Consider the following 20,024-nt stretch of genomic DNA (forward strand, 5'->3'; position numbering starts at 1 on the left):
ACCTACTCGACCGTTATTTCACCGATAACCAACCGTCCGAACTCGTCACCCCCGACCGGCATGAGCGGGGTAATCGTCACTGCATCATACAACCCCATCACAATGGTGTAACGCCCCGGCGGTGGCTGACTAAATTCTAGCGTAATTCTCTCACGAAACGAACCAGCTATCCAATTTTCGGGTGGCAAAGCGCCCGCGCCGGGGTACATATCCGACTGAGTGACGATCTGCCCGTCGGCATCCAGCACATGCACGAACATCTTGAGGTTGCCCGTCGCGCGTCCATCGGTCGACCAAGCCCATTCCGGCAGAAGCCGATAGTCGCCGCCCTCCGTCACCTCGTAACCAACACCTGGGTCGTAAATGGCAATCGCACCATCCTGAAATGTTCCAAGCGGCGCATCAACGAAAGTACTCACTGTAGCCGTGCCCTGATAAACCCAGTGCATGTAGGGCATGTAGTCGCCCGCCGTGCGTGGGATAATCCGAATTCGCGTAGTTTCCGTGACAAATTCCGCGGGGAGCAGCGTGGGGATCTCCAACCAGCTACCCGGCAGCGCCGGAATCAGCCGGGTGTCAATGAGCGTATCGCCCACATACACGTCGATTTCGCCGGGGTTAGCCGCATGCACCCGCGTGACCAGAATCGCAGCTTGCCCCGCCGTCAGATGCAGTGTGAACGCTTCTTCGCCGTTGATATGGCGTCCACCGTCCATCAGTTCACATGCCGTGCCGAGCAGCACCATGCAGCCCAGCGAGTCGAACTGGTTGTATTCAGTCGGAAAACCGCCGAGCGGCAGCGGACTCCGCCACAGGTAATCGTGCCGCCGCTCCGATTCGAGATCGGCCACATCGAGTGTTTCGATCATCTGCATGTTGGCGAGGTACGGCGTCACCAAATTCGTCGTTACCGGGTACGGTGCTTGCTCCGCCGCCGACCAGTTCGGCACAAAAATGCCCTGCGTCTCCGCCGCCAGCGCCACATTCGAGGTCGGGTCGAGCGTGACCGGGTAGCGCACGAGCGCCTCTGCATACAAGTCGGTATTTTCGAGATAGCCGAGGCCGAGGCCATGCCCCACCCCGTACGAGGCGATGTAGTCAGGACGCACCTGTTCGAGAAACTCTCCCACCGAACCTGGCCCGTTGCGCCAGTAATCCGCCGCGCCGGGGGTCGTCAAGCCAACCATATCCACGGTCGTGCGCCCGCCCATGTAGCGCATCATGCCCACATCATGCACGGCGATCACGCTGCCCTCGGACGTATTCTCGCGCAGCCAATGCGCCATCTGCAGCGGCTGCGCGGCGACATAACCCGTATTCGTGCGGTAATGCACCACGAATTGCAGGGTCGAGAGCGGCACGAACAGCAGCAGCGTCACCCACGCAAGCAAATTGATCAAGCGGGCCGAACGCGGCAAGCGGCGCAGCACATAGGCGATGCCCCACCCTGCCAGCGGATACAGCAGCACGATCAGCGGCATCTGGTAGCGTTTGAAATGCCAGAACGCCGTATCCAGCGTGGAAATGGCCGCGAAACCCACTAGCAGCCACACGGCGAGCACCAGCGCCGCGAAGCGCCGCCAGCGGAAAACGGCGAACAGACCGATCAAGGCGGGCACGAACAGCAGCGGCGCGTAGTAGCCCGGTTCGCGCGCGGCGCGCAGTCCGCTCAATTGCAGCCACATGCGCGAAAAGTTATCCCACAGTCGGCCAACAATCACGCCGAGGTCGAACGGGATCATGCCGAACAGCGATTTCGCCGCATTGCCCGACGCGACCGCCGTCCCCGTGATCAAGAAGTTGACGAGCGGTTGCACGCCGAGTGCCAGCAGGGGCAGCAGCAGGAGCAGCCATTCCCTCCGCCACAGCCACAGGCGGGGAATGCCGAATCGGTTCTGGACGGGGATCGTCTGCATCGCCTGATACAGCACGACTGCGGCGGCGATCACCGCCAGCATGCCACCCTCGGGACGCATCAACGCGAGCAGCATTCCGGCGACCGCCGTCAAGCGCACGTCACGGCGCACCGTCGCGTACAGGGTCAACAGCGTCAGCATGACGACGAGTGCTGTCTCCATGCCGCTCACCGCGTGCCAGATGAATTCTCCGCTCAGGATGAACACCAGCGACATGAGCCACGACACGCCTTCCGGCGCGAACTCCCGGCTCAGGCGGTAGATCAGCCAACCGGAAGCAGCCAGCGCCAGCAGGCCGATACCCGTCGCCCACCACGCGAGATTCAGCCCAGTGAAGCCGATCAGGTAGCCGAGGGCGAGGAGGTAGGGATAGAGGAAGCTGGTCGCGCCCGAGGTCGGCGGCAGACCGGGGTTATAGGCGTAAGGCTGTCCGGTCGCAATACTGCGCGCATATTGAAAGTGGATATAGGCGTCATCGAGCGGCAGAAGCGGCTGTCCCTGGTACGATCCAAGCGTCATATATAACGCGTAGACGGCCAACGCCAGCATGAGGCACACCAGCGCATTATAAAGCGAGCGTCTCTGAGAGACGCTCGCTTGAATGCGCTGCACATCGTCAGTGCTAATGTGAATAGCCATGCGCGAACGTATCGATCATCAGGCGCACATCATCGCCGAGCGGGTACAGGATCGGGCAGGTTGCGCCGTACTGCACGTACTCGCGCACTTTCGCCCGCACTTCGTCCGGCGTACCCGACGCGGTGATCATCTGCACCACGTCATCGGGCACGAGGCGCATCGCCTGTTCGATCTGTTCTTCGGTCGCCGGCCACGTCAGCACCTGCCCGATTTCGTCGAGCAATTCCTGGCTTACGCCGCTGGCCTTCATAATGTGAGGCTGCTGGCCGAGGTACTGCGTCACCAGCTTGCGCGCGTTATCGAGCGCCTTCTTGCGATCGTTGTCGACCGAGCACACGACCAACTGCGGGCGGTCGATGTCGTCAAGGCGGCGTCCGGCTTTCTTCGCGCCGACTTCAAGCTGTTCCAGCGCCTGCTGGTTATATTTCGGCGAAACGAGATAGTTGAGCACTGCGCCATCGGCGATTTCGCCGGTGAGCGCCATCATCTGCATACCGGTCGCGCCGATGTAGATCGGCACGTTGCGCGGTTCTTTGCGCCCATGGACTACATCGAGTTCGACATCATCAAGGTTGACGAATTCGCCGTGGAAGGTCACGCGCTTACGCGCCAGCAGGTCGCGCACCGTGGTCACGACTTCACGCATGGCGAGCAGCGGCTTGCTGCGGGTGATACCCACCTTTTGCGCCAGCGGATCCCACCATGCGCCAATGCCGAGAATGATGCGATCCTGCGCGAGATCGTCGAGCGTCAGGTACGTCGCGGCGATCACGGCGGGGTTGCGCGTCCAGTTGTTGATCACGCCTGAGCCGATCTTGATCTTGCTGGTCGTCGCGGCAAAAGCGGCCATCGGCACAATCGCGTCGCGCACGAGGCGGCTTTCCGCCTGCCAGACGGCTTCAAAGCCACGCGATTCGGCGTACTGCACGTACTTAATCGCATCCTGCAAAGAATGGGCGTCTTGCAAATAAAGTGCTACTCGGTCTGCCATGTCTATTCTCCCAGTGGGGTGCCTGTCGGGAACAACTGCCCCCGGTTAACACCAGTTAGCCGATAATAATCTTCGAGATCTGCGGGTGTATCAATATCGAGGGCCAACCGCTCCGAGCGGTAGACCGTCACGTCCGCGCCGACCTCCTGTGCCAGTTTCATGTGCCGCTCAAAGCTGCCTGCACCATACGCGTAGGGGATCAATCCCGGCGGGCGCGTCAGCATGGCATTGGTGCCGTCCTGATGATAGTCAGTGGCGATGACCACGCTCATATCTTCCTTGCCGAGCGCGATGATTTCCATCACGTCTTCCGCCGCCACCAGCGGCAAATCAGCAGGCAGCACGAGCACCGCCTCGCCGCGCCAGCCTTTGACGACCTGCGTCGCACGCATCAGCGCATTGTTGAGTTCGGGCGTGCCGCTCTCCTGCACCGTGTTCACGCCGAGGTCGCGCGCGATGCTCAACACCCGCGTATCCCGGCTGATCACCAGTGTCCCGGCAATCGCCGGGACGGACTTGACCACTGTCACCACCCGGCGAAACAGGGTTTCGGCCAGGACTTCCCGCTCGTGCGGAGCTAAGACATCCGCCAAGCGGCTCTTGGCGCGGCTTAAAGGCTTGACCGGTATTATCGCCCAAATGCTCATTATGTCTTCCTCAATGTCCATTCAAGAATGTGACGCGCCAAACTCGCCCGGTCAGCGTCCGACTGCATCACCGTATTAAATGTTACCGCATCCAGACCGGCAATCCGCAAATCTGCGTCTGTTTCATCATATACGAACCCAGTGATTGCATTGCCATAAACTTGTACGACGGTTTCCGCCGAAACGGTATAACCAAGTTCGGCCATGAGTTTCGCCGCCGGACCTTTGATCGCTTTGCCACCCACAATCGGGCTGACAGCGACCCGCGGCACGTCTCGCGCGACTAGGAGATCGCGCATCCCCGGCACCGAGAGAATCGGCGTGATCGACAGCCATGGGTTCGACGGGCCGATTAGAACGACATCCGCCGCCAATATGGCCGCACACGCCTCCGCGCTCACCGTCGCCGCCTCGATTCCGGCATAGCGGATCGCCTTGACGGTCGGCTGCCAGCGGTAGCGCACGAAATAGGGTTGAAATTCCAGTTCGCCCTGTTCGACCGTATCCAGCATCGTCGAAACGGTCGCGTCGGTCATTGGTAAAACCGTACAATTTACACCCAGCGCTTTGTTCAATTTCCCGGTAATCGTCGTCAGGCGTTCGCCCGCCTGTATCCAGTTCGTGCGCAGGAGATGCGTCGCCACATCCTGATCGCCAAGCCGGAACCACGGGGTTTCGCCGTAGCGTCCCAACGCCTCCAGCAGGCGGGTCGTGTCACCGCCTACTCCCCATCCGTTGGTTTTGTCAACCAAACCAGAGAGCGTGTACATCACCGTATCGAGATCCGGACAAATCTTCAGGCCATAATGCCAGAAATCATCGCCCGTGTTGACGATTACTGTCAGGTTTTCCGGCGTTAGAATCTGCGCAAGGCCATGCGCGAGCTTCGCCCCACCCACCCCACCGACCAGCACGACGACTTTGGCTGTTTCGATTAGCGCCACACAACCCCCGTTTCCAATGGACGTCGCGTTTTCTCTTTCGTTTCCGCGGGATACCCCAGCGTGATCAGCGCTTGCGGCTGCCAGTCCACGGGCAGATCCAATGCTGCGCTGACCACATCCGGGCAAAAGAGCGGCGCGCACATCCAACACGCCCCCAAACCTTGATCATGGGCCGCCAGCAGCAGGTTCTGACCCGCCATCGCTGTACTCTGCACGGCCATGATGAATTCTTTGTCGTTGCGCCGCGCATCCGGGTAGTGATCCATGTCGACCAGCGACAGACAAAGCGCGATCAGCACTGGCGCAGACGTGATCCGGCTGTACGAGCGCCCGGTATCCGCCGCAATGACTTCTTCGGACGTGCCGTCCGCTTCGAGATCGCGCCGCAGACGGTCGCCCATCGCCCGCGCCAACCGTTCCTTGTGCTCCGCTGACTGAATCACGCAAAAGCGCCACGGTTGGCGATTGTGGGCTGAGGCCGCCCATGTCGCCGCCGTCAGCACCGTTTCGATAACCAACTGCGGAACCGGGTCAGGCCGATACCGCCGAATCGAGCGGCGGCTGGTTATGGCTTCAAGCAAGGCGGAATCGCCCATCATCTATTCCAGTAAATACCCCGCGCCCCTCTCCCATGGGAGAGGGGTCAGGGGTGAGGCTAACGATACAAATCGTGTTCGGCCGGGCGGTTGATCTGGCTGGCGCGCCCGTCGATGTCGGGATAGGTCAGGCCGCGCACGAGCACGACGGGCAGACCTTCCGCGCCTTCCCCCGTGAGCAGCCCTGCCGCCCCCGCGACCATATCCGCATAGCCCTGTATGCTGATTCGCAGCGTACGTCGGAAAAGATCGCGTTGGCCGCGCAGATCAACCAGCGCAGGCATGCCCGCCACACCAATGGCGACGTTGACGTTGCCTAACCGGAATGGTCGCCCATGTGAATCGCTGATGATGACGCCAACGGCTACGCCAGTCACCTCCAATAGTCGCTGCCGGATGACGCGCGCCGATAAATCGGGGTCGACGGGCAAGAGCAGCACCCGCTCATCGCCGCCTTCGAGATTCGACTGGTCAATCCCCGCATTCGCTGAGACAAACCCGAGTCGATGCTCTACAACCAGCACGTTCGGCGCAACCCGCGACACGCCCCGACTCTCCTGCAGCACCAGTTCGACGACGCGCGGATCTTTGCCGGTCTGCGCCGCCAGCTCGTGCGCCTGCTCGCCCGGCGTCACATCACGCAGAGCGACGACGCGTCCTTCTGCTTTTGAGACGATCTTGGACGTGACGACGAGTACATCGGTGGCTTGAAGCGTGAGATCGTTCGCGGCGAGCGCGTCGAGGATCAAGCGCGCGAGATCATCCCCCGGCTGAACCAGTGGAATCCCTCGCAGCGCGGTTAATGTAAGTTGTGTCACCCTTAGATGCCTGTGATGCGAATGCCCGTTCCCTTGACGCCATATTTCTTGTTGATGTACAGCAGCACCGGCCCCATCGCCTCGACGGCGACCGCGTTGACCAGCGGCCCGGCATCGACGCCCCGCATGCCCGCCGCTTCGACCAGATGCATCACATCGACTTTGGCATCGGCATCATCGCCGCACACCAGTACGTCACAGTCCACCGTCTCGTTAACCTTCTTGAGCTTGCTCGAACTTACGTGCTGGAATGCCGAGACGAGGCGCACATCATCACCGAGGATCGCGCGCGCTTCGAGCGCCGCCGCTTTGCCTTCGGGTACATTGACAGTCGTGATGTTCGGCGGCAGGAGCGGCACAGTCACATCGACCACGATCTTGCCCGCCAGCTTGTCCTTAACGCTTTCAAGCGTATCTTTGTGCGCGGCATACGGCACGCTGACCACGATCAGATTACCAATCGTCGCCGCTGCCTGATTGTCCATGCCTTCGAGGTAATCGCCGCCCAGTTCCTGATTCAGTTCTACGGCGCGCTGCTTAGCTTTTTCGGCGTCGCGTGAACCGATGACCACTTTGTAACCATTTAAAGCCCAGCGCATCGCCAGAGCCGAACCTTCTTTGCCCGTGCCGCCCAGAACGGCGATACACAGCAGAATCGGGTCTTTGTCCGTCATGTTATCTCCTTGCGTAAGCCGCGTAGCGTTCCCAAACTCCCGGCGCAAGCGCCAGTGCTTCTTCGGCGATTGCCCGTTCATCCAATGTGGTCAACTGACGATCCCGCATCAACACGCGCCCATCGACGATAGTGGTCGTCACCATCGAGCTTTCGAAACCAAACAGGACATGCCACGGCAGGTTTCCGACAGAGAGCGGTGTGAAGGGGTGATAGTCGACCAAGATCATATCTGCCCGCGCGCCTTCGATCAACTGTCCAATTGGCGCACCGCCAAAGAATTGGCTCGCCATGCGCGCATTGTTATTGACTGCGGCCTGCCAGATCGCCCCGCCGTTCGCCTGCCGCGGATCACGACTGGTCACCTTGTGCAGCAGGTAGGCCGCTTTCCAGTCTTCCCACATGGCATTGCTGAAGCCATCGTTGCCAATGCACAGCTTGAAGTCTTCGCTGAACAGGGTATCCCACGCCATCGCGCCGACCGCGTTGTTCATATTTGAACGCGGCTGATGCGTCACCCAGACGTTCTTTTCCCGCAGGAGCGCTCGCTCCGCCGCGTCGATATGCACGCAGTGCGCCGTGATCGTCCACTCATTGAGTAGATCAAGGTCGGCGAGGCGCTGCGCGACGCGTTTGCCATACTTGGCGACGCTGTCTTCTTCGTCGGCCTCGTGCTCAGCAACGTGGATGTGAAAGCCACCTTTCGGATGCGCGTCCCGGCACTGACGGAGCGTCGCATCGCTCAAGCTGAGGCTGGCATGCAGGCCGAACGTCCCGCGCACGCGGTCGCGTTGAGCGTTGAGGAAGCGCTTGTTCTCGGCGATGCCGGCTTCAGCTTTGTCGAGGCCGTCGCGATCGGTGACTTCGTAGCACAGCACCGCGCGCAGCCCTGCCTGATCCACGGCATCGGCGATCACATCGAGGCTGCCCTCGATGAAGTTCGGGCTGGCATGGTGATCGAACAGCGTCGTCGTGCCATGCTTGATTGCATCCACGAGGCAGACCAGCGCACTCGCCCGCACGGCGTCTTTGTCCAGCGCCTTGTCGAGATTCCACCACAAACGGGTGAGGATTTCGGGGAAGTTCTTCGGCGGATCGCCGGGGATCGCCATGCCCCGCGCATACGCACCGTAGAAGTGGGTGTGCGCGCAGATATTCCCGGCCATAACCAACTGCCCACGCGCATCAAGTGTTTCGGCCTGCGGATAGCGCGCGCGCAGTTCGCCAGTGCGCCCGATGGCCGAGATCACCCCATTCTCAACATACAGCGCATGATCGGTGAGAATCGCGTCCGGCGTAACAATTTGTCCATTGAGTATCAACATAGGTCTATTCTCCCGACGGAATATTAATGGTCACTGCGCCGCCATTACTGGCAATCTGCTTGAAGATCGCCTGCAAAATCTCGTCGTCGTTCGCTGCCGCATCCAAAAAATACGCGCCGCTCACCCGCCCGGTCGAGGCGATGACGCTCGCGCCATTCTCACACAATATCTTCAACCCCGGCGCGAACGGATCGCTTCGGTGTTCCGCCGCCCACATACGCACCGGGTTCACCCCATGATCCCGCAGCGCATAGTAGATGCGATCCACGAAAAAATCGTCGGTGCTGTACAGGTCGGCAACCGTGTGAGCCTGATAAAACCGATCCCACGTCGTGTAGATAAAGCTGATCGGGCGGCGCGTGGGGTTGGTGATCGGCGGCGTTTTCGCCTCCAAATCACCGAGCGCCACCCGATAATACACGTTGTTCGCGCGCGGATGCTTGGGGTCGGGAATCAGGTCTTTACGGTAGACCAGTTCCAGCCCGCGCATCGGCGCGTAATATTGAATGGCTTTGCTTTTCTCCCCAAAGACCTTCCCGCTCAAAAAGAAGGCGAGGTACTCGGTCGTCACGCCGCGCGGCATCTGCGCTTGCGGGATGCGATACCAATGATCGTCCCGGGCGAACGCGAGATCGCGCTTGGTCTGAATGACACCCACGAGGACGCGATCTTCGGGAAACATGATTTAGGCAAACAGCGATTCCTGCGCGCGCAGTGCCGTCAAGCGGGCGTCGATCTCCTGCACCATCGCTTGATGGTTTTCCCACCACGCGGGGTCACGCTGCGCATCGAGTTCCTGCACGCTCTTGCCCTGCTGTTCGACCCACGTGTAATACTTCAGGTTGTGCCAGCGCTGCCGGGCTTCCGGGGTTCCCGCCTGCACCCAGTCGGTGCGCTGACCGTGGAACACGCCTTCAACGCGCCCGACCGCTTTCGCTTCATCCAGCGCGCCGTAGCATTCCGCCATACTCTGCATGACCGACGGGTAGCGATCCATGCCATCGGTCGCGACCGTGACAATGACATCGTCTTTGCCATAGCCGTAGTACTTGGCCGTTTTGATCGCACCGAGCACGTTGCAGATGCCGCTGATGCCGAACAACTGGCTCATATGCTCGACCAGCGCCTCGTCCAAGCCGTAACGCTTGACGAGCGCCGCGCGTCCCGCTTCTTCGGCGAGGAGCTGCAAGCCGAGCTTGCTCTCAATGTCGTCGATGCACATCATCGCGTCCATGTTGAGGACGTTGTGAATCCACGTCACATGCTTATCGCCGATGCCCTGAATGTCATGCGAGCCGTAGCCATTGTTGTAGAGCGTCGGGCACTGAATCGGTTCGAGCCCGACGATCTTGTGATCCGGCCACACCTGCTTGAGACGGTCACCCGCCGCAATCGTGCCGGCGCTGCCCATCGCAGAGACATACGCCGAAATCTTGCCCTTACCCACGCCCTTCGCCGCCAGTTCCGCCGCCAGTTCGACAATCGTGTTGCCGGTCACATGGTAGTGGAAGCGATAGTTGCCCATCACTTCGAACTGGTTGAGGATGCGGATGTTCGGGTCTTGGCGCAGGCGGTGCGTCTCGTCATAAATTTCCTTGACGTTGCTTTCCGAGCCGACCGTCTTGTTGACTGTCGCGCCATAGGTCGCGATGCGCTCAAAACGTTCGCGGCTCATGCCTTCCGGCAGCACGACGATGCTCTTGCAGCCCATGCGCCCGCCGACCCACGCGCCGCCGATGCCGTAGTTCCCCGTCGATGGCCACACGAGCGTGTGGACAGCCGGGTCGACTTCACCGAACAGCTCTTTTTCGAGCAGCACGGAATAGGCCGCGCCGACTTTGTGGCTGCCCGACGGGAACTGATTCCCGTAGATCACCACGATGTTCGCATCGACGCCCGTCAGCGCCTTGGGCAGCACAATGTGATAGACCTGATCATGTTCATTGCGCCATGTGATATTGAACAGGTTGATCGGATCCAGCGGATTATCCCGCTTCGCGGCCAACGCCTTCTGGCGGATGTGCGGCGCGATCTTCTGCGGGTGGAGCATTTCTTCAAACAGGGGTCCCGTAATCATGATTGTCTCGACTTGCTTATTCGTCGTCCGAAAGTAAGAGTTGTTCGAGCGCGCGCATCTCGTTGTAGAGTTCGTCGCGCTGCCGGGCTAGCGTGCGATAACGCGCGTGATCTTCCGGCGACATACGGTCACTGCGGCCTTGGTGCGCCATCAGCAAATTGTCGATCTCCTCGTCAAGCTGTTCGTACTGCAAGACGACCCGCTGATAATCTTCGACTCGCTGCTTCTGATCACTGTCGTTATCGGTCATAGATCTATTCCGTTTCCGGGTGCTCACGCGCATGCTGGGGCGATGGCAGCGACTGTTCGTCGAAGTTGCGGCGCAGCGCCACCACATACAGCGGACGGTTGCGCGCCTCGTCATACACCCGTGCTACATACTGCCCAAGAATGAACAAGAAAAAGAGTTGGAACGCGCTGAGGAACAACAACAGCGCAATCGTCGTCGCTTGGCCCCCCAAGAAGGCCACGCCGAGCGTCGCGCGCAAGAACGCGATCACTGGGATCGCGAGCAGCGACAAGATCCCCAGCACCAGCGCCACATACACCATCACTTGCAGCGGGAAGAAACTGAAGCCCGTCACCGCGTCCATCGCGAAACGCAGCATCTTCCGCAGCGGGTATTTGGTCTCGCCGGAATGCCGGGCCTCACGCACATAGTTGACGCCGGTCTGCTTAAAGCCGACCCAGCTCGTCATGCCGCGGATGAAGCGGTTGTGTTCACGCATCTGCCGCATCACGTCGACTACGCGCCGATCCATCAGACGGAAGTCGCCCGTATCCAGTGGAATATCAATCTCGGTAATGCGATACACCACGCGATAGAACCACTTCGCCGTGAACAGCTTGAACCAGCTTTCGCCCTTACGCTGTTCGCGCACCGCGTAGATCACCTGATACCCGGCTTTCCACCGTTCGATCATTTCGAGGATCAATTCGGGCGGGTCTTGCAAATCGGCATCGATCAGCACGACAGCATCGCCGCTGGCATGGTCCATCCCGGCGGTGACCGCCGTCTGATGACCAAAATTGCGCGCAAAATGCAGCACCTTGACGCGTTGATCGCGCCCCGCCAGTTCGTCCATCATTTCCGGCGACCGGTCGCGGCTGCCATCGTTGACAAGGACGAGTTCCCACGGTTCGCCCGTCGACTCCATTACTTGCACGATGCGTTCGTAGAGCAGTGCAATATTGCCCTCTTCGTTGTAGATGGGGGCGACAATCGAATACCGGGGTTGGCTGTTCATGAAACCTCAAGTTGCAATGCGCGTCTCACCGAATCAAGATTGGGAGCCACGCGCAGTCCACCGCTCACCGATTGCTGCGCGCGTTTGATGTCCTTCAAACCGTTGCCGGTGAGGAGAAACGCCACCCGTTCATCAGATCGGATCATGCCCAATTGTACCGCACGTCTCACCCCGGCGTAAACCGCCGCGCACGAAGGTTCGCAGAATACGCCGGTCAGCCGCGCCAACGTCGGAATCGCCGCGATGATTTCGTCATCGGGCACGGCGATAAATGCGCCGTTCGTCTGGCGGACTGCCTTCAATGCCCGCGACCGATCCCGCGGTAATCCCGCCGAAATGCTGTCGGCGATGGTGTCGACCTCCACGGGCTGTATGTCGGTGGCGCTCAAGCCCTGCTCCCACGCGCTGACAAGGGGTGAACTTCCCAATGCTTGTACACCGATCAGCCGCGGAATCCGCTGTATCCAGCCCAACTGATACAGATCATAGAAGCCTTTGTACACGCCGGCGATGATGTTGCCATCGCCCACGCCCACCGCGACCACATCCGGCACATTCCAGCCCAAGCCTTCGGCGATCTCATAGGCGACGGTCTTTTTGCCTTCAGATGTGTACGGATTCATGCCCGTATTGCGGCAGTACCACCCTTGTTCAAGACACACGTCTTTGCACAGGTCAAAGGCTTGATCGTACGTCCCCTCGACCAGAATCACTTCTGCACCGTAGACTAGCAGCTGGGCGATCTTGGCTTCGGGAGCAGAGGCAGGCACAAAGATGATGATGCGCATCTTACCACTTTGCACCGACGCGCCCACGCCGGAGAGCGCCGCTGCCGCGTTCCCCGTGCTCGCCGTGCTGACTGTGTCGATGCCCGCTTCGAGCGCCCGCGCGACGATCAGTGCGCTCGCCCGATCTTTGAGCGATCCGGTCGGGTTCGCGCCGTCATCTTTGAGCCACGCTTCGCGTAGACCGAGATCGGCAGCGAGGCGCGGCGACTGGAACAACGGCGTCCCGCCCACGCGCAGGGGTGGCACGACGGTCTCCGGCTTGATCGGCAGCAAATCACGGTAGCGCCACATCGACCGCTCCGAGCGCGGGGTGTCACGTTCCAGCGTGGCACGCAGGTGTTCGTAGTCGTAGAGCACATCCAGCGTGCCAACATCGCCGCATACCGGACAGGTATATTCCACTTCGTTCGGGCCGTATTCACGGTCGCAAACACTGCACTTGAGCTTCAAAACGTCAGCCATGAACTTATCCCGGGATAATGCGCGTGCCGGTTTCGCCGCGCAGCGCCCGTGCGAGGTTCGGCGGATCGGTGATGATCGCCTGTGGGCCGCCCATGCGCACAAATTCGACGGCGGCCTCGATCTTCGGGAGCATGCTCCCCGGCGCAAAATGTCCCTCGTCCATATAGCGCTTCGCTTCCGTCAGCGTCATCTGGTCGAGCACCTGCATATTCGCTTTATTGTAGTTGAGCGCGACTTTCTCCACGCCCGTGGAGATGATGAACAGGTCGGCGCGCAGCGTTTGCGCGAGCAAGCTGCTGGCGCGGTCTTTGTCGATCACCGCGTACGTGCCTTTGAGTTCGCCCCGCTCATTGCGCATGACCGGAATGCCACCGCCGCCCACCGCGATCACCAGATAGTCGTTCATGATGAGCGCGCGAATGGCGTTGATCTCCTGAATCGCCAGCGGTTTCGGCGAAGCGACCACGCGCCGCCACCCGCGCCCGGCATCTTCGACCACATTCCAGCCTTCGGCTTCGTACTTGCGCGCTTCCTCTTCGGTCATGAAGCCGCCGATGGGCTTGGTCGGCTTCTTGAAAGCCGGATCTTCAGGGTCGACGCGCACCTGAGTGACCACCGTCAAAATCGTGCGGTTGATGCCGAGGCGGCGCAGCTCATTATCCAGCGACTGCTGGAGCATGTAGCCGATGGCGCCCTGCGTATCCGCCACGATCAGGTCGAGCGGCGTGGTGTGAACTTCGTGTGCGGCCAGTTCGGAGCGCCGCAGGATGTAGCCCACCTGAGGGCCGTTGCCATGCGTCACGATCACGTTCCAGCCCTCTGCGATCATGCTGGCGATGTGCTTGCACGTCTCGTCGACCGCTTCCCATTGATGTGATACGTCCGGGCGTTTCGGGTCAAGAATCAGCGAATTGCCGCCAATGGCAACCGCCGCTAATTTTCCAACCATTTGGGATCACCTTCTCGCAAAAAGCACTAATACCTATATTCTACAACAAAGCCGTTAGCCCGGTTCGAGCTAACGGCTGTTTTGCACGAAACTAGCTGCTGCACCGCGCCTAGCGCATCGTGAGCGCCATGGCCGCCTTCTGCACGTGCAGGCGATTTTCGGCTTCGTCGTAGACGATGCTCTGCGGGCCGTCGATGACTTCGTCGGTCACTTCGATGCCGCGATCCGCCGGGAGGCAGTGCATATACACGGCGTGATCCTTCGCCAGCGCCATACGCCGCGAGGTCGGTGATCCAGTCGGTGTATTTCTTGCCAATCTTGGCCGATTCGTTCTTGTCTTCCGTGGTCAGCCACGAGCCCCAGCTCTTCGGGTAGACGATGTCCGCGTCCTTGAAGCCGTAGTCAAAGTCATGGCTGATGTCCAGCGCGCCGCCGCTCTTCTTGGCGTTATCCTGCGCCTGTTCCACGATTTCCGGCATCAGTTTGTATTCCGGCGGGTACGTCAGTTTGACGTTCATGCCGTAGCGGGTCATCATGAGGATCAGGTCTTGGGGCACGCTGATCGGCTTCTGGTAGCTGGCGGCATACGCCCAGCTCACATTGATCGTCTTGCCGCGCAGGTCGCGACCGAAGCGTTCCTGAATCGCCATGAGGTCGGCGAGAATCTGGAACGGGTGGTACACGTCGCACTGCATATTCAGCACGGGGACGCGGCTGGCAGCGGCGACTTCGCGGATGTACTTGTTGCCGAAGTTCCAGTCGCACTGACGAATGGCAATCCCGTCCGAATAGCGACCGATGATTTCACCAATTTCCTTCGCCGTGTCGCCGTGGCTGATTTGCGTCGTCTCGCTGTCGATGAACATCGCGTGACCGCCGAGCTGCGCCATCCCCGCTTCAAAGCTGGCGCGGGTGCGCGTGCTGGTGAAGAAGAACAGCATGGCCAACACTTTGTCGCGCAGCAGCGCGTGTGATTCGCCCAATGCGCGCTTGCGTTTCAGATCCCACGCCACGTCGAGCAGCGTGTCAATTTCGTCTCGGGTCCATTCCTGAGTCGTGATCAGGTCACGACCCCGCAAATCGGTCTGCATTTCCGTCTCCTAGAGTATGTAATGTGTTGTAATTATACCAAGCCCGGCAAAAGCGCGTACCACTCGGTCGCTTTGACAACATCGTCGAGTTTAACCTGATCGATCACGGTGTGCGCGTGAATTTCATCACCCGGCCCGTAGCCGATGCTCGGAATGCCCGCCTTGCCCATCCAGTAAATGCCGTTCGTGGAGAAGTCCCACTTGCCCGTCGGGATCGGCGTGCCCCACAGCAGTTCGCCCGCCTTGACGCCCGCCTGCACAAACGGATGACTTTCTTCCAGCGCCCACGCCGGGAAAATTTTGTCGACCGGGAACACGAAGCCCGTATAGCTCGGATCGTCGTAGAACAGAATCGACGCTTCGATGTCACTGCGGTCGCCAATCAAATGCTTGATGCGCTGCAGTTCGGCCTGCGGCTCTTCGCCGAAGGTGACGCGGCGGTCAATGTAGATGAGCGCTTCATCCGGCACGGCGTTGATGCTCGGCGTCTTGACGTGCATATCCGTCACGGTGATGCGTCCATGTCCGAGGAACGGGTGATCGCCGAGTTCTGGTTCCAGCTTGCTGATGCCGTCAATCACGGGCAGCAGCTTGTAAATCGCGTTGTCGCCGAGGAAGTTGCTGGCGGCATGGGCGCTCTTGCCCTTCGCGACGACCTGCATCTCCACGCGGCCTTTGTGCCCGCGATACACCTGCATCTTAGTCGGTTCGCCGATCACGACGAGATCCGGGCGCAGCCCTTCCGCCTCGACCAGGGCGTGCGGGGCGATCCCGTCACACCATTCTTCCATATTGCCGAAGTAGTAGCCGGTCACGCCGTCCAGCAGACCGAGGTCACGCGCCATCGCCAGCCCGTAGATCATGCCGGGGCTGCTGTTCTTCTCATCACATGCCCCGCGCGCGAAGAACACGCCGTTTTCGACCTTGCCCTTAAACGGATCCCATTCCCATGAGTCCGGATCGCCAATGCCCACGGTGTCGAGGTGGCTGTCATACAGGAGCTTCTTCGGGCCATCGCCGATCTTGCCGACGATGTTCCCCATCTGGTCAAACCAGACTTTGTCGAAGCCGAGTTTCTGCATTTCGGCGGCGGCGCGTTCGCACACGTCGCGAATCTTGCTGTCATAGCTCGGAATCGCGCACAGATCTTTCAAGAACTGAATAATGTCTTCGCGCTGTTCCGCCACGCGGGACTGGATCGCGCTGATTTTTGCCGCGTCTACCATCTAATTCCCCTTGAATGCAAACTCAATGAACGGGTCGTTGGTGTCCTTCGTTCGTCCCGAACTCAGGATGATGACCCGGTTATCCGCTCGTTTCATCTTCTCAATCCGCTCGTGATCCATCGTGTTCTGCCACTTGGAGAACACGGCGCGGAAGGTGTTATCCTTGCGCTGTTCGATATCGCGCGGGTCAATGCCTTCGTAGCTGAGCAGGGTCAGCACTTCGCCGACTGTAATCGTCGCGTATGTCGGGGCGGCAGGTGCGCTGACCGCAGCCGCGGCTTTGGGCACAGCCACAGGCGCAGCCGGAGTCGCGCTGATCGGCTTATCGCCCTGCTCTTTCAGCAGCGCCGCGAGCTCCGTCGCCGCGCGGTAGTAGCCTTCGGCATAGCCCTTGTGGTACGAGGATTTGACCTCGTCGGTCTCCGTCTTGGCGTCCCGGTTGAAATCACGCGCCTTCATTGCCCACCGGTTTGCCAGATTACGCAGTGCGCTCAACAGATCATCAGCCATGATCGTGACTCCCCCTCTCGGCTACACAAACAGGTCCACGACATTGAACTGCTCGACGTCGACGAGGCCAACATCGGTCAGCTTCAGTTTCGGGATGACTTCCAGTGCCATAAAGCTCATCGCCATAAATGGATCAGCCATCTCGCTGCCCATGCGGTGCGCGGCGGCGATCAGCGCGTCGTACTGGCGGCGCACCTCGTCGATGGGCTCTTCGCTCATCAACCCGGCGACCGGAAGCGCCAGCGTCGCGACCACCTGACCGTTGTCAACGGCGACCAGCCCGCCGCCCATGTCGCTGACTGCTTCGGCGGCGATGCGCATATCGTCGTCGTTCGCGCCGATCACCACGAGATTATGGTGATCATGCGCCACTGACCCGGCCAGCGCGCCGCGGCGTAAACCAAACCCGCTGATGAACGCCTTCCCCATGCCGCCCGTCGCGCGATGCCGCTCGATCACAACCATCTTCAGGATATCGCGATCTACGTCGGAAACAGCATAACCATTCTCGATTTTCGCATCAGCGAAATCGTGCCCGGTGACGACCTGCTCGTCTGTCCCGCCGATCACGCGGATGCGCCCGCTTTGTGCCGGAATGCGAAAATCGAGCGCGCTCCGGTTGACGTTCATCGAACTACGCAAATCAATCGGACGGAGCGGCGCTTTCGGCTGGACAACCGCTCCGTTCTCCGCCGCCAGCATACCGCCGCGAAATACGAGTTCAGCGCGCAGGTCTTTGAGATCGGAGAACACAATCATATCCGCGCGCCGACCGGGCGCGACCGCGCCGAGCTGGTGCAGGCGGAAGTAATTCGCCGTGTTGATCGTGCCCATGCGGATGGCGATGATCGGGTCGATGCCCGCCGCAATCGCCACGCGCACCATGTGATCAATCGAGCCTTCGTCGAGCAGACTTTTCGGCTGGCGGTCGTCGGTGCAGAAGCACAGCCGCGAGTGGTTTTCGGTACTCACGAGCGGCAGCAGCGGGCGCAGATTGTGCGTCGTCGTACCTTCGCGGATGAAAATCGTCAGGCCGAGGCGCAGCTTCTCGAGAGCTTCTTCGACCGTTGTACATTCGTGATCGCTGTTGATGCCTGCCGCGACATACGCATTGAGCGGTTTGCCCGTCACCGCTGGAGCGTGTCCATCCAGTACGTGTTTGCCGTACAGCTCTAACTTATCGAGTACGGCCTGATCGCCGTAAATCACGCCGGGATAATTCATCATCTCGGCGAGACCGAGCACCCACTCGCTGTTGAGCAGCGGCGCGAGGTCGTCCGCTTCCAGGCGCGCACCGCTCGTCTCCATATGCGTCGCCGGGACGCAGCTCGACGCCATGACGAACATGTTGACCGCGCCGTGCTTCGCCCGCTCCAGCATGAAGCGGATACCTTCCAGCCCAAGCACATTGGCGATCTCGTGCGGATCAGTGACGACCGTGGTCACGCCATGCGCCAGCACCGTCCGCGCGAATTCCGGCGGCGTGCACAGGCTGCTTTCGATATGGACGTGCGCGTCGATAAACCCGGGCGCGACATAGCGCCCCTTAAGATCGATTTCCTGTTCGCCGTTGTACCCTGCCCCGAGCGCGACCACATGGCCGTCATGCACGACGATGTCGGTCGAATGGATTTCACCCGACAACACATTGACGAGTTGCGCATTTCTCAGCACGAGATGCGCGGGCAGGTCGCCCCGAGCGGCGGCGATGCGTTCAGCCAGTGACATAAGTCAGTTAATCCCCTCGAATCAAACGGCGCGAAATCTGATTATGTTTTTCGAGCAGTACGGGCAAATCAACGGTGAGCAGGTGGCCGTCCTTGACCACCACCTTCCCGTTGATCATGGAAAAATCAACAGTGCCGGGCTGGCATAACACCAGCGCCGCCGCCGGATCGTGCTGCGCCCCAGCAAACGCGGGTGTGTCAACGCGGTAGCCGATGATGTCGGCAGACATGCCCGGCGCGAGCGCGCCAATGTCGTCACGTCCTAGCACCGCCGCGCCGCCCAACGTCGCCAGTTCGAGCGCCTGCCGCGCCGAAAGCGCTGCCGGGTTACCACCCGCCCGCTGCAGCAGCATAGCCATGCGCGCTTCGGTCAGCAGATGCCCGCTGTCATTCGATGCGGAACCATCCACGCCCAAGCCGACTTTGACTTTGGCATCCAGCATCTTGCGTACGGGCGCAATGCCCGACGCGAGGCGCATATTCGAACTGGGGCAGTGGCAGACGCCCGTGCCCGTCCGCCCAAATAGGCCGATCTCGCGCTCGTTAAGCATGACGCAGTGCGCGTGCCACACATCATCACCCACCCAGTCGACATCGCGGGCGTAGTCGCCGGGCAGCACGCCGAACTTCTCTAAGCTGTAAGCCACATCATTCGCGTTTTCGGCGAGGTGCGTGTGCAGGCGGACGCCGTAGCTCCGCGCCAGCGTGGCCGATTCGCGCATCAAATGCTGGCTCACCGAGAACGGCGAACACGGCGCGACGACCACGCGCAGCATCGAGTGCCGTTTCGCATCGTTCCACGCCTCGATCACGCGGCGAGTGTCGATGAGGATGGCTTCTTCGCCTTCGACCAGCTCGTCGGGCGGCAGACCGCCTTTGCTCTCGCCTACGCTCATTGAACCGCGCGCGGCGTGGAAGCGCATCCCGATCTCCTGCGCCGCGCGGATTTCATCTTCGAGCCGAACATCGTTCGGGTATATGTACAGGTGATCGCTGGAAGTCGTGCATCCGGAGAGGATCAGCTCGGCCATCGCCAGCTTCGCCGAAACATAGACCGCCTCACCCGTCAGGCGTCCCCAAATCGGGTAGAGCGTGCGCAGCCAGCCGAACAGTTCGGCGTCCGGCGCCAGCGCCCGGGTGAGGCTCTGGTACATGTGGTGATGGGTGTTGACCAGCCCCGGCATGACAACGTGCTGGCGCAGTTCGATCACGCGGTCCGCTGACTGCGCGGGCATCTCCGCGAGCGTACCCACCGCTTCGATCACCCCGTCCCGCACGAAAACTGCCCCGTCGCTGATCTCCCGTCGTTGGCTGTCCATCGTCACGAGGGTATGGATATGTTTGACCAGCAGCGTCGTCATGAACTAACCTTAAAAAAGTGGAGAGATATTGGCGCAC

At 60.5% G+C, this 20,024-nt stretch carries 18 protein-coding genes and 1 pseudogene; all 19 read right to left on the reverse strand.

The annotated features are described in order from the left end of the window. Positions 1 to 2: 2 nt before the first annotated feature. The 19 genes and pseudogenes from IPK17_RS24955 to IPK17_RS25045 all read right to left on the reverse strand — a co-directional run bounded on the left by IPK17_RS24955 (position 3) and on the right by IPK17_RS25045 (position 19,987). On the reverse strand, positions 3 to 2,555 hold the full coding sequence (locus tag IPK17_RS24955; protein ID WP_343420409.1) for a DUF8728 domain-containing protein: 2,553 nt from the start codon (positions 2,553 to 2,555) through the stop codon (positions 3 to 5). After that, complete coding sequence (locus IPK17_RS24960) at positions 2,539 to 3,546, reverse strand: LLM class flavin-dependent oxidoreductase (protein ID WP_343420410.1); 1,008 nt, start codon at positions 3,544 to 3,546, stop codon at positions 2,539 to 2,541. The genes IPK17_RS24955 and IPK17_RS24960 overlap by 17 nt, the downstream gene beginning before the upstream one ends. Before the next feature lie 2 nt (positions 3,547 to 3,548). Beyond that, positions 3,549 to 4,193 (reverse strand): 2-phospho-L-lactate guanylyltransferase, encoded by a 645-nt coding sequence (gene cofC, locus IPK17_RS24965; RefSeq protein ID WP_343420411.1) that lies wholly within the window; start codon positions 4,191 to 4,193, stop codon positions 3,549 to 3,551. Further along, a complete protein-coding gene (gene cofD, locus IPK17_RS24970) occupies positions 4,193 to 5,137 on the reverse strand; it encodes a 2-phospho-L-lactate transferase (RefSeq protein ID WP_343420412.1) in 945 nt (314 codons plus the stop codon). The genes cofC and cofD overlap by 1 nt, the downstream gene beginning before the upstream one ends. Then, entirely contained in the window at positions 5,128 to 5,736 is a 609-nt protein-coding gene (locus IPK17_RS24975; protein ID WP_343420413.1) for a nitroreductase family protein, read from the reverse strand. The genes cofD and IPK17_RS24975 overlap by 10 nt, the downstream gene beginning before the upstream one ends. Positions 5,737 to 5,792: 56 nt before the next feature. After that, positions 5,793 to 6,551 carry a coenzyme F420-0:L-glutamate ligase gene (gene cofE / locus IPK17_RS24980; RefSeq protein ID WP_343420414.1) on the reverse strand — a complete coding sequence of 253 codons (759 nt, stop codon included), beginning with the start codon at positions 6,549 to 6,551 and terminating at the stop codon, positions 5,793 to 5,795. 2 nt (positions 6,552 to 6,553) lie between these two features. Further along, positions 6,554 to 7,225 (reverse strand): NADPH-dependent F420 reductase, encoded by a 672-nt coding sequence (npdG, locus tag IPK17_RS24985; protein ID WP_343420415.1) that lies wholly within the window; start codon positions 7,223 to 7,225, stop codon positions 6,554 to 6,556. 1 nt (position 7,226) lies between these two features. Next, a complete protein-coding gene (ssnA, locus tag IPK17_RS24990; protein WP_343420416.1) occupies positions 7,227 to 8,549 on the reverse strand; it encodes a putative aminohydrolase SsnA in 1,323 nt (440 codons plus the stop codon). A 4-nt stretch (positions 8,550 to 8,553) separates the two neighbouring features. Further along, positions 8,554 to 9,207 carry a DUF8743 domain-containing protein gene (locus tag IPK17_RS24995; protein ID WP_343420417.1) on the reverse strand — a complete coding sequence of 218 codons (654 nt, stop codon included), beginning with the start codon at positions 9,205 to 9,207 and terminating at the stop codon, positions 8,554 to 8,556. A 27-nt stretch (positions 9,208 to 9,234) separates the two neighbouring features. After that, a complete protein-coding gene (locus tag IPK17_RS25000; RefSeq protein ID WP_343420418.1) occupies positions 9,235 to 10,626 on the reverse strand; it encodes a PLP-dependent cysteine synthase family protein in 1,392 nt (463 codons plus the stop codon). A gap of 16 nt (positions 10,627 to 10,642) precedes the next feature. After that, complete coding sequence (locus tag IPK17_RS25005; RefSeq protein WP_343420419.1) at positions 10,643 to 10,876, reverse strand: hypothetical protein; 234 nt, start codon at positions 10,874 to 10,876, stop codon at positions 10,643 to 10,645. Positions 10,877 to 10,880: 4 nt separating this feature from the next. Then, complete coding sequence (locus tag IPK17_RS25010; protein WP_343420420.1) at positions 10,881 to 11,873, reverse strand: glycosyltransferase family 2 protein; 993 nt, start codon at positions 11,871 to 11,873, stop codon at positions 10,881 to 10,883. Continuing rightward, positions 11,870 to 13,123, reverse strand: coding sequence for a threonine synthase (locus IPK17_RS25015; protein ID WP_343420421.1), 1,254 nt, complete (start codon positions 13,121 to 13,123; stop codon positions 11,870 to 11,872). Before IPK17_RS25015 ends, IPK17_RS25010 begins: the two co-directional genes overlap by 4 nt. A 4-nt stretch (positions 13,124 to 13,127) precedes the next feature. Continuing rightward, the gene (gene arcC / locus IPK17_RS25020; protein ID WP_343420422.1) at positions 13,128 to 14,072 is read right to left on the reverse strand and encodes a carbamate kinase; all 945 of its coding nucleotides are present in this window, start codon (positions 14,070 to 14,072) and stop codon (positions 13,128 to 13,130) included. 109 nt (positions 14,073 to 14,181) lie between these two features. Further along, a pseudogene (locus IPK17_RS25025) lies at positions 14,182 to 15,163 on the reverse strand (ornithine carbamoyltransferase). Between the two features lie 32 nt (positions 15,164 to 15,195). Continuing rightward, entirely contained in the window at positions 15,196 to 16,389 is a 1,194-nt protein-coding gene (locus IPK17_RS25030; RefSeq protein WP_343420423.1) for a YgeY family selenium metabolism-linked hydrolase, read from the reverse strand. Continuing rightward, on the reverse strand, positions 16,390 to 16,899 hold the full coding sequence (locus IPK17_RS25035; RefSeq protein WP_343420424.1) for a hypothetical protein: 510 nt from the start codon (positions 16,897 to 16,899) through the stop codon (positions 16,390 to 16,392). Between the two features lie 21 nt (positions 16,900 to 16,920). Next, entirely contained in the window at positions 16,921 to 18,627 is a 1,707-nt protein-coding gene (gene ade, locus IPK17_RS25040) for an adenine deaminase (protein ID WP_343420425.1), read from the reverse strand. A gap of 7 nt (positions 18,628 to 18,634) precedes the next feature. Then, positions 18,635 to 19,987, reverse strand: coding sequence for an 8-oxoguanine deaminase (locus IPK17_RS25045; protein WP_343420426.1), 1,353 nt, complete (start codon positions 19,985 to 19,987; stop codon positions 18,635 to 18,637). Between the last annotated feature and the right edge of the window lie 37 nt (positions 19,988 to 20,024).

This window comes from Candidatus Flexifilum breve (assembly GCF_016713355.1).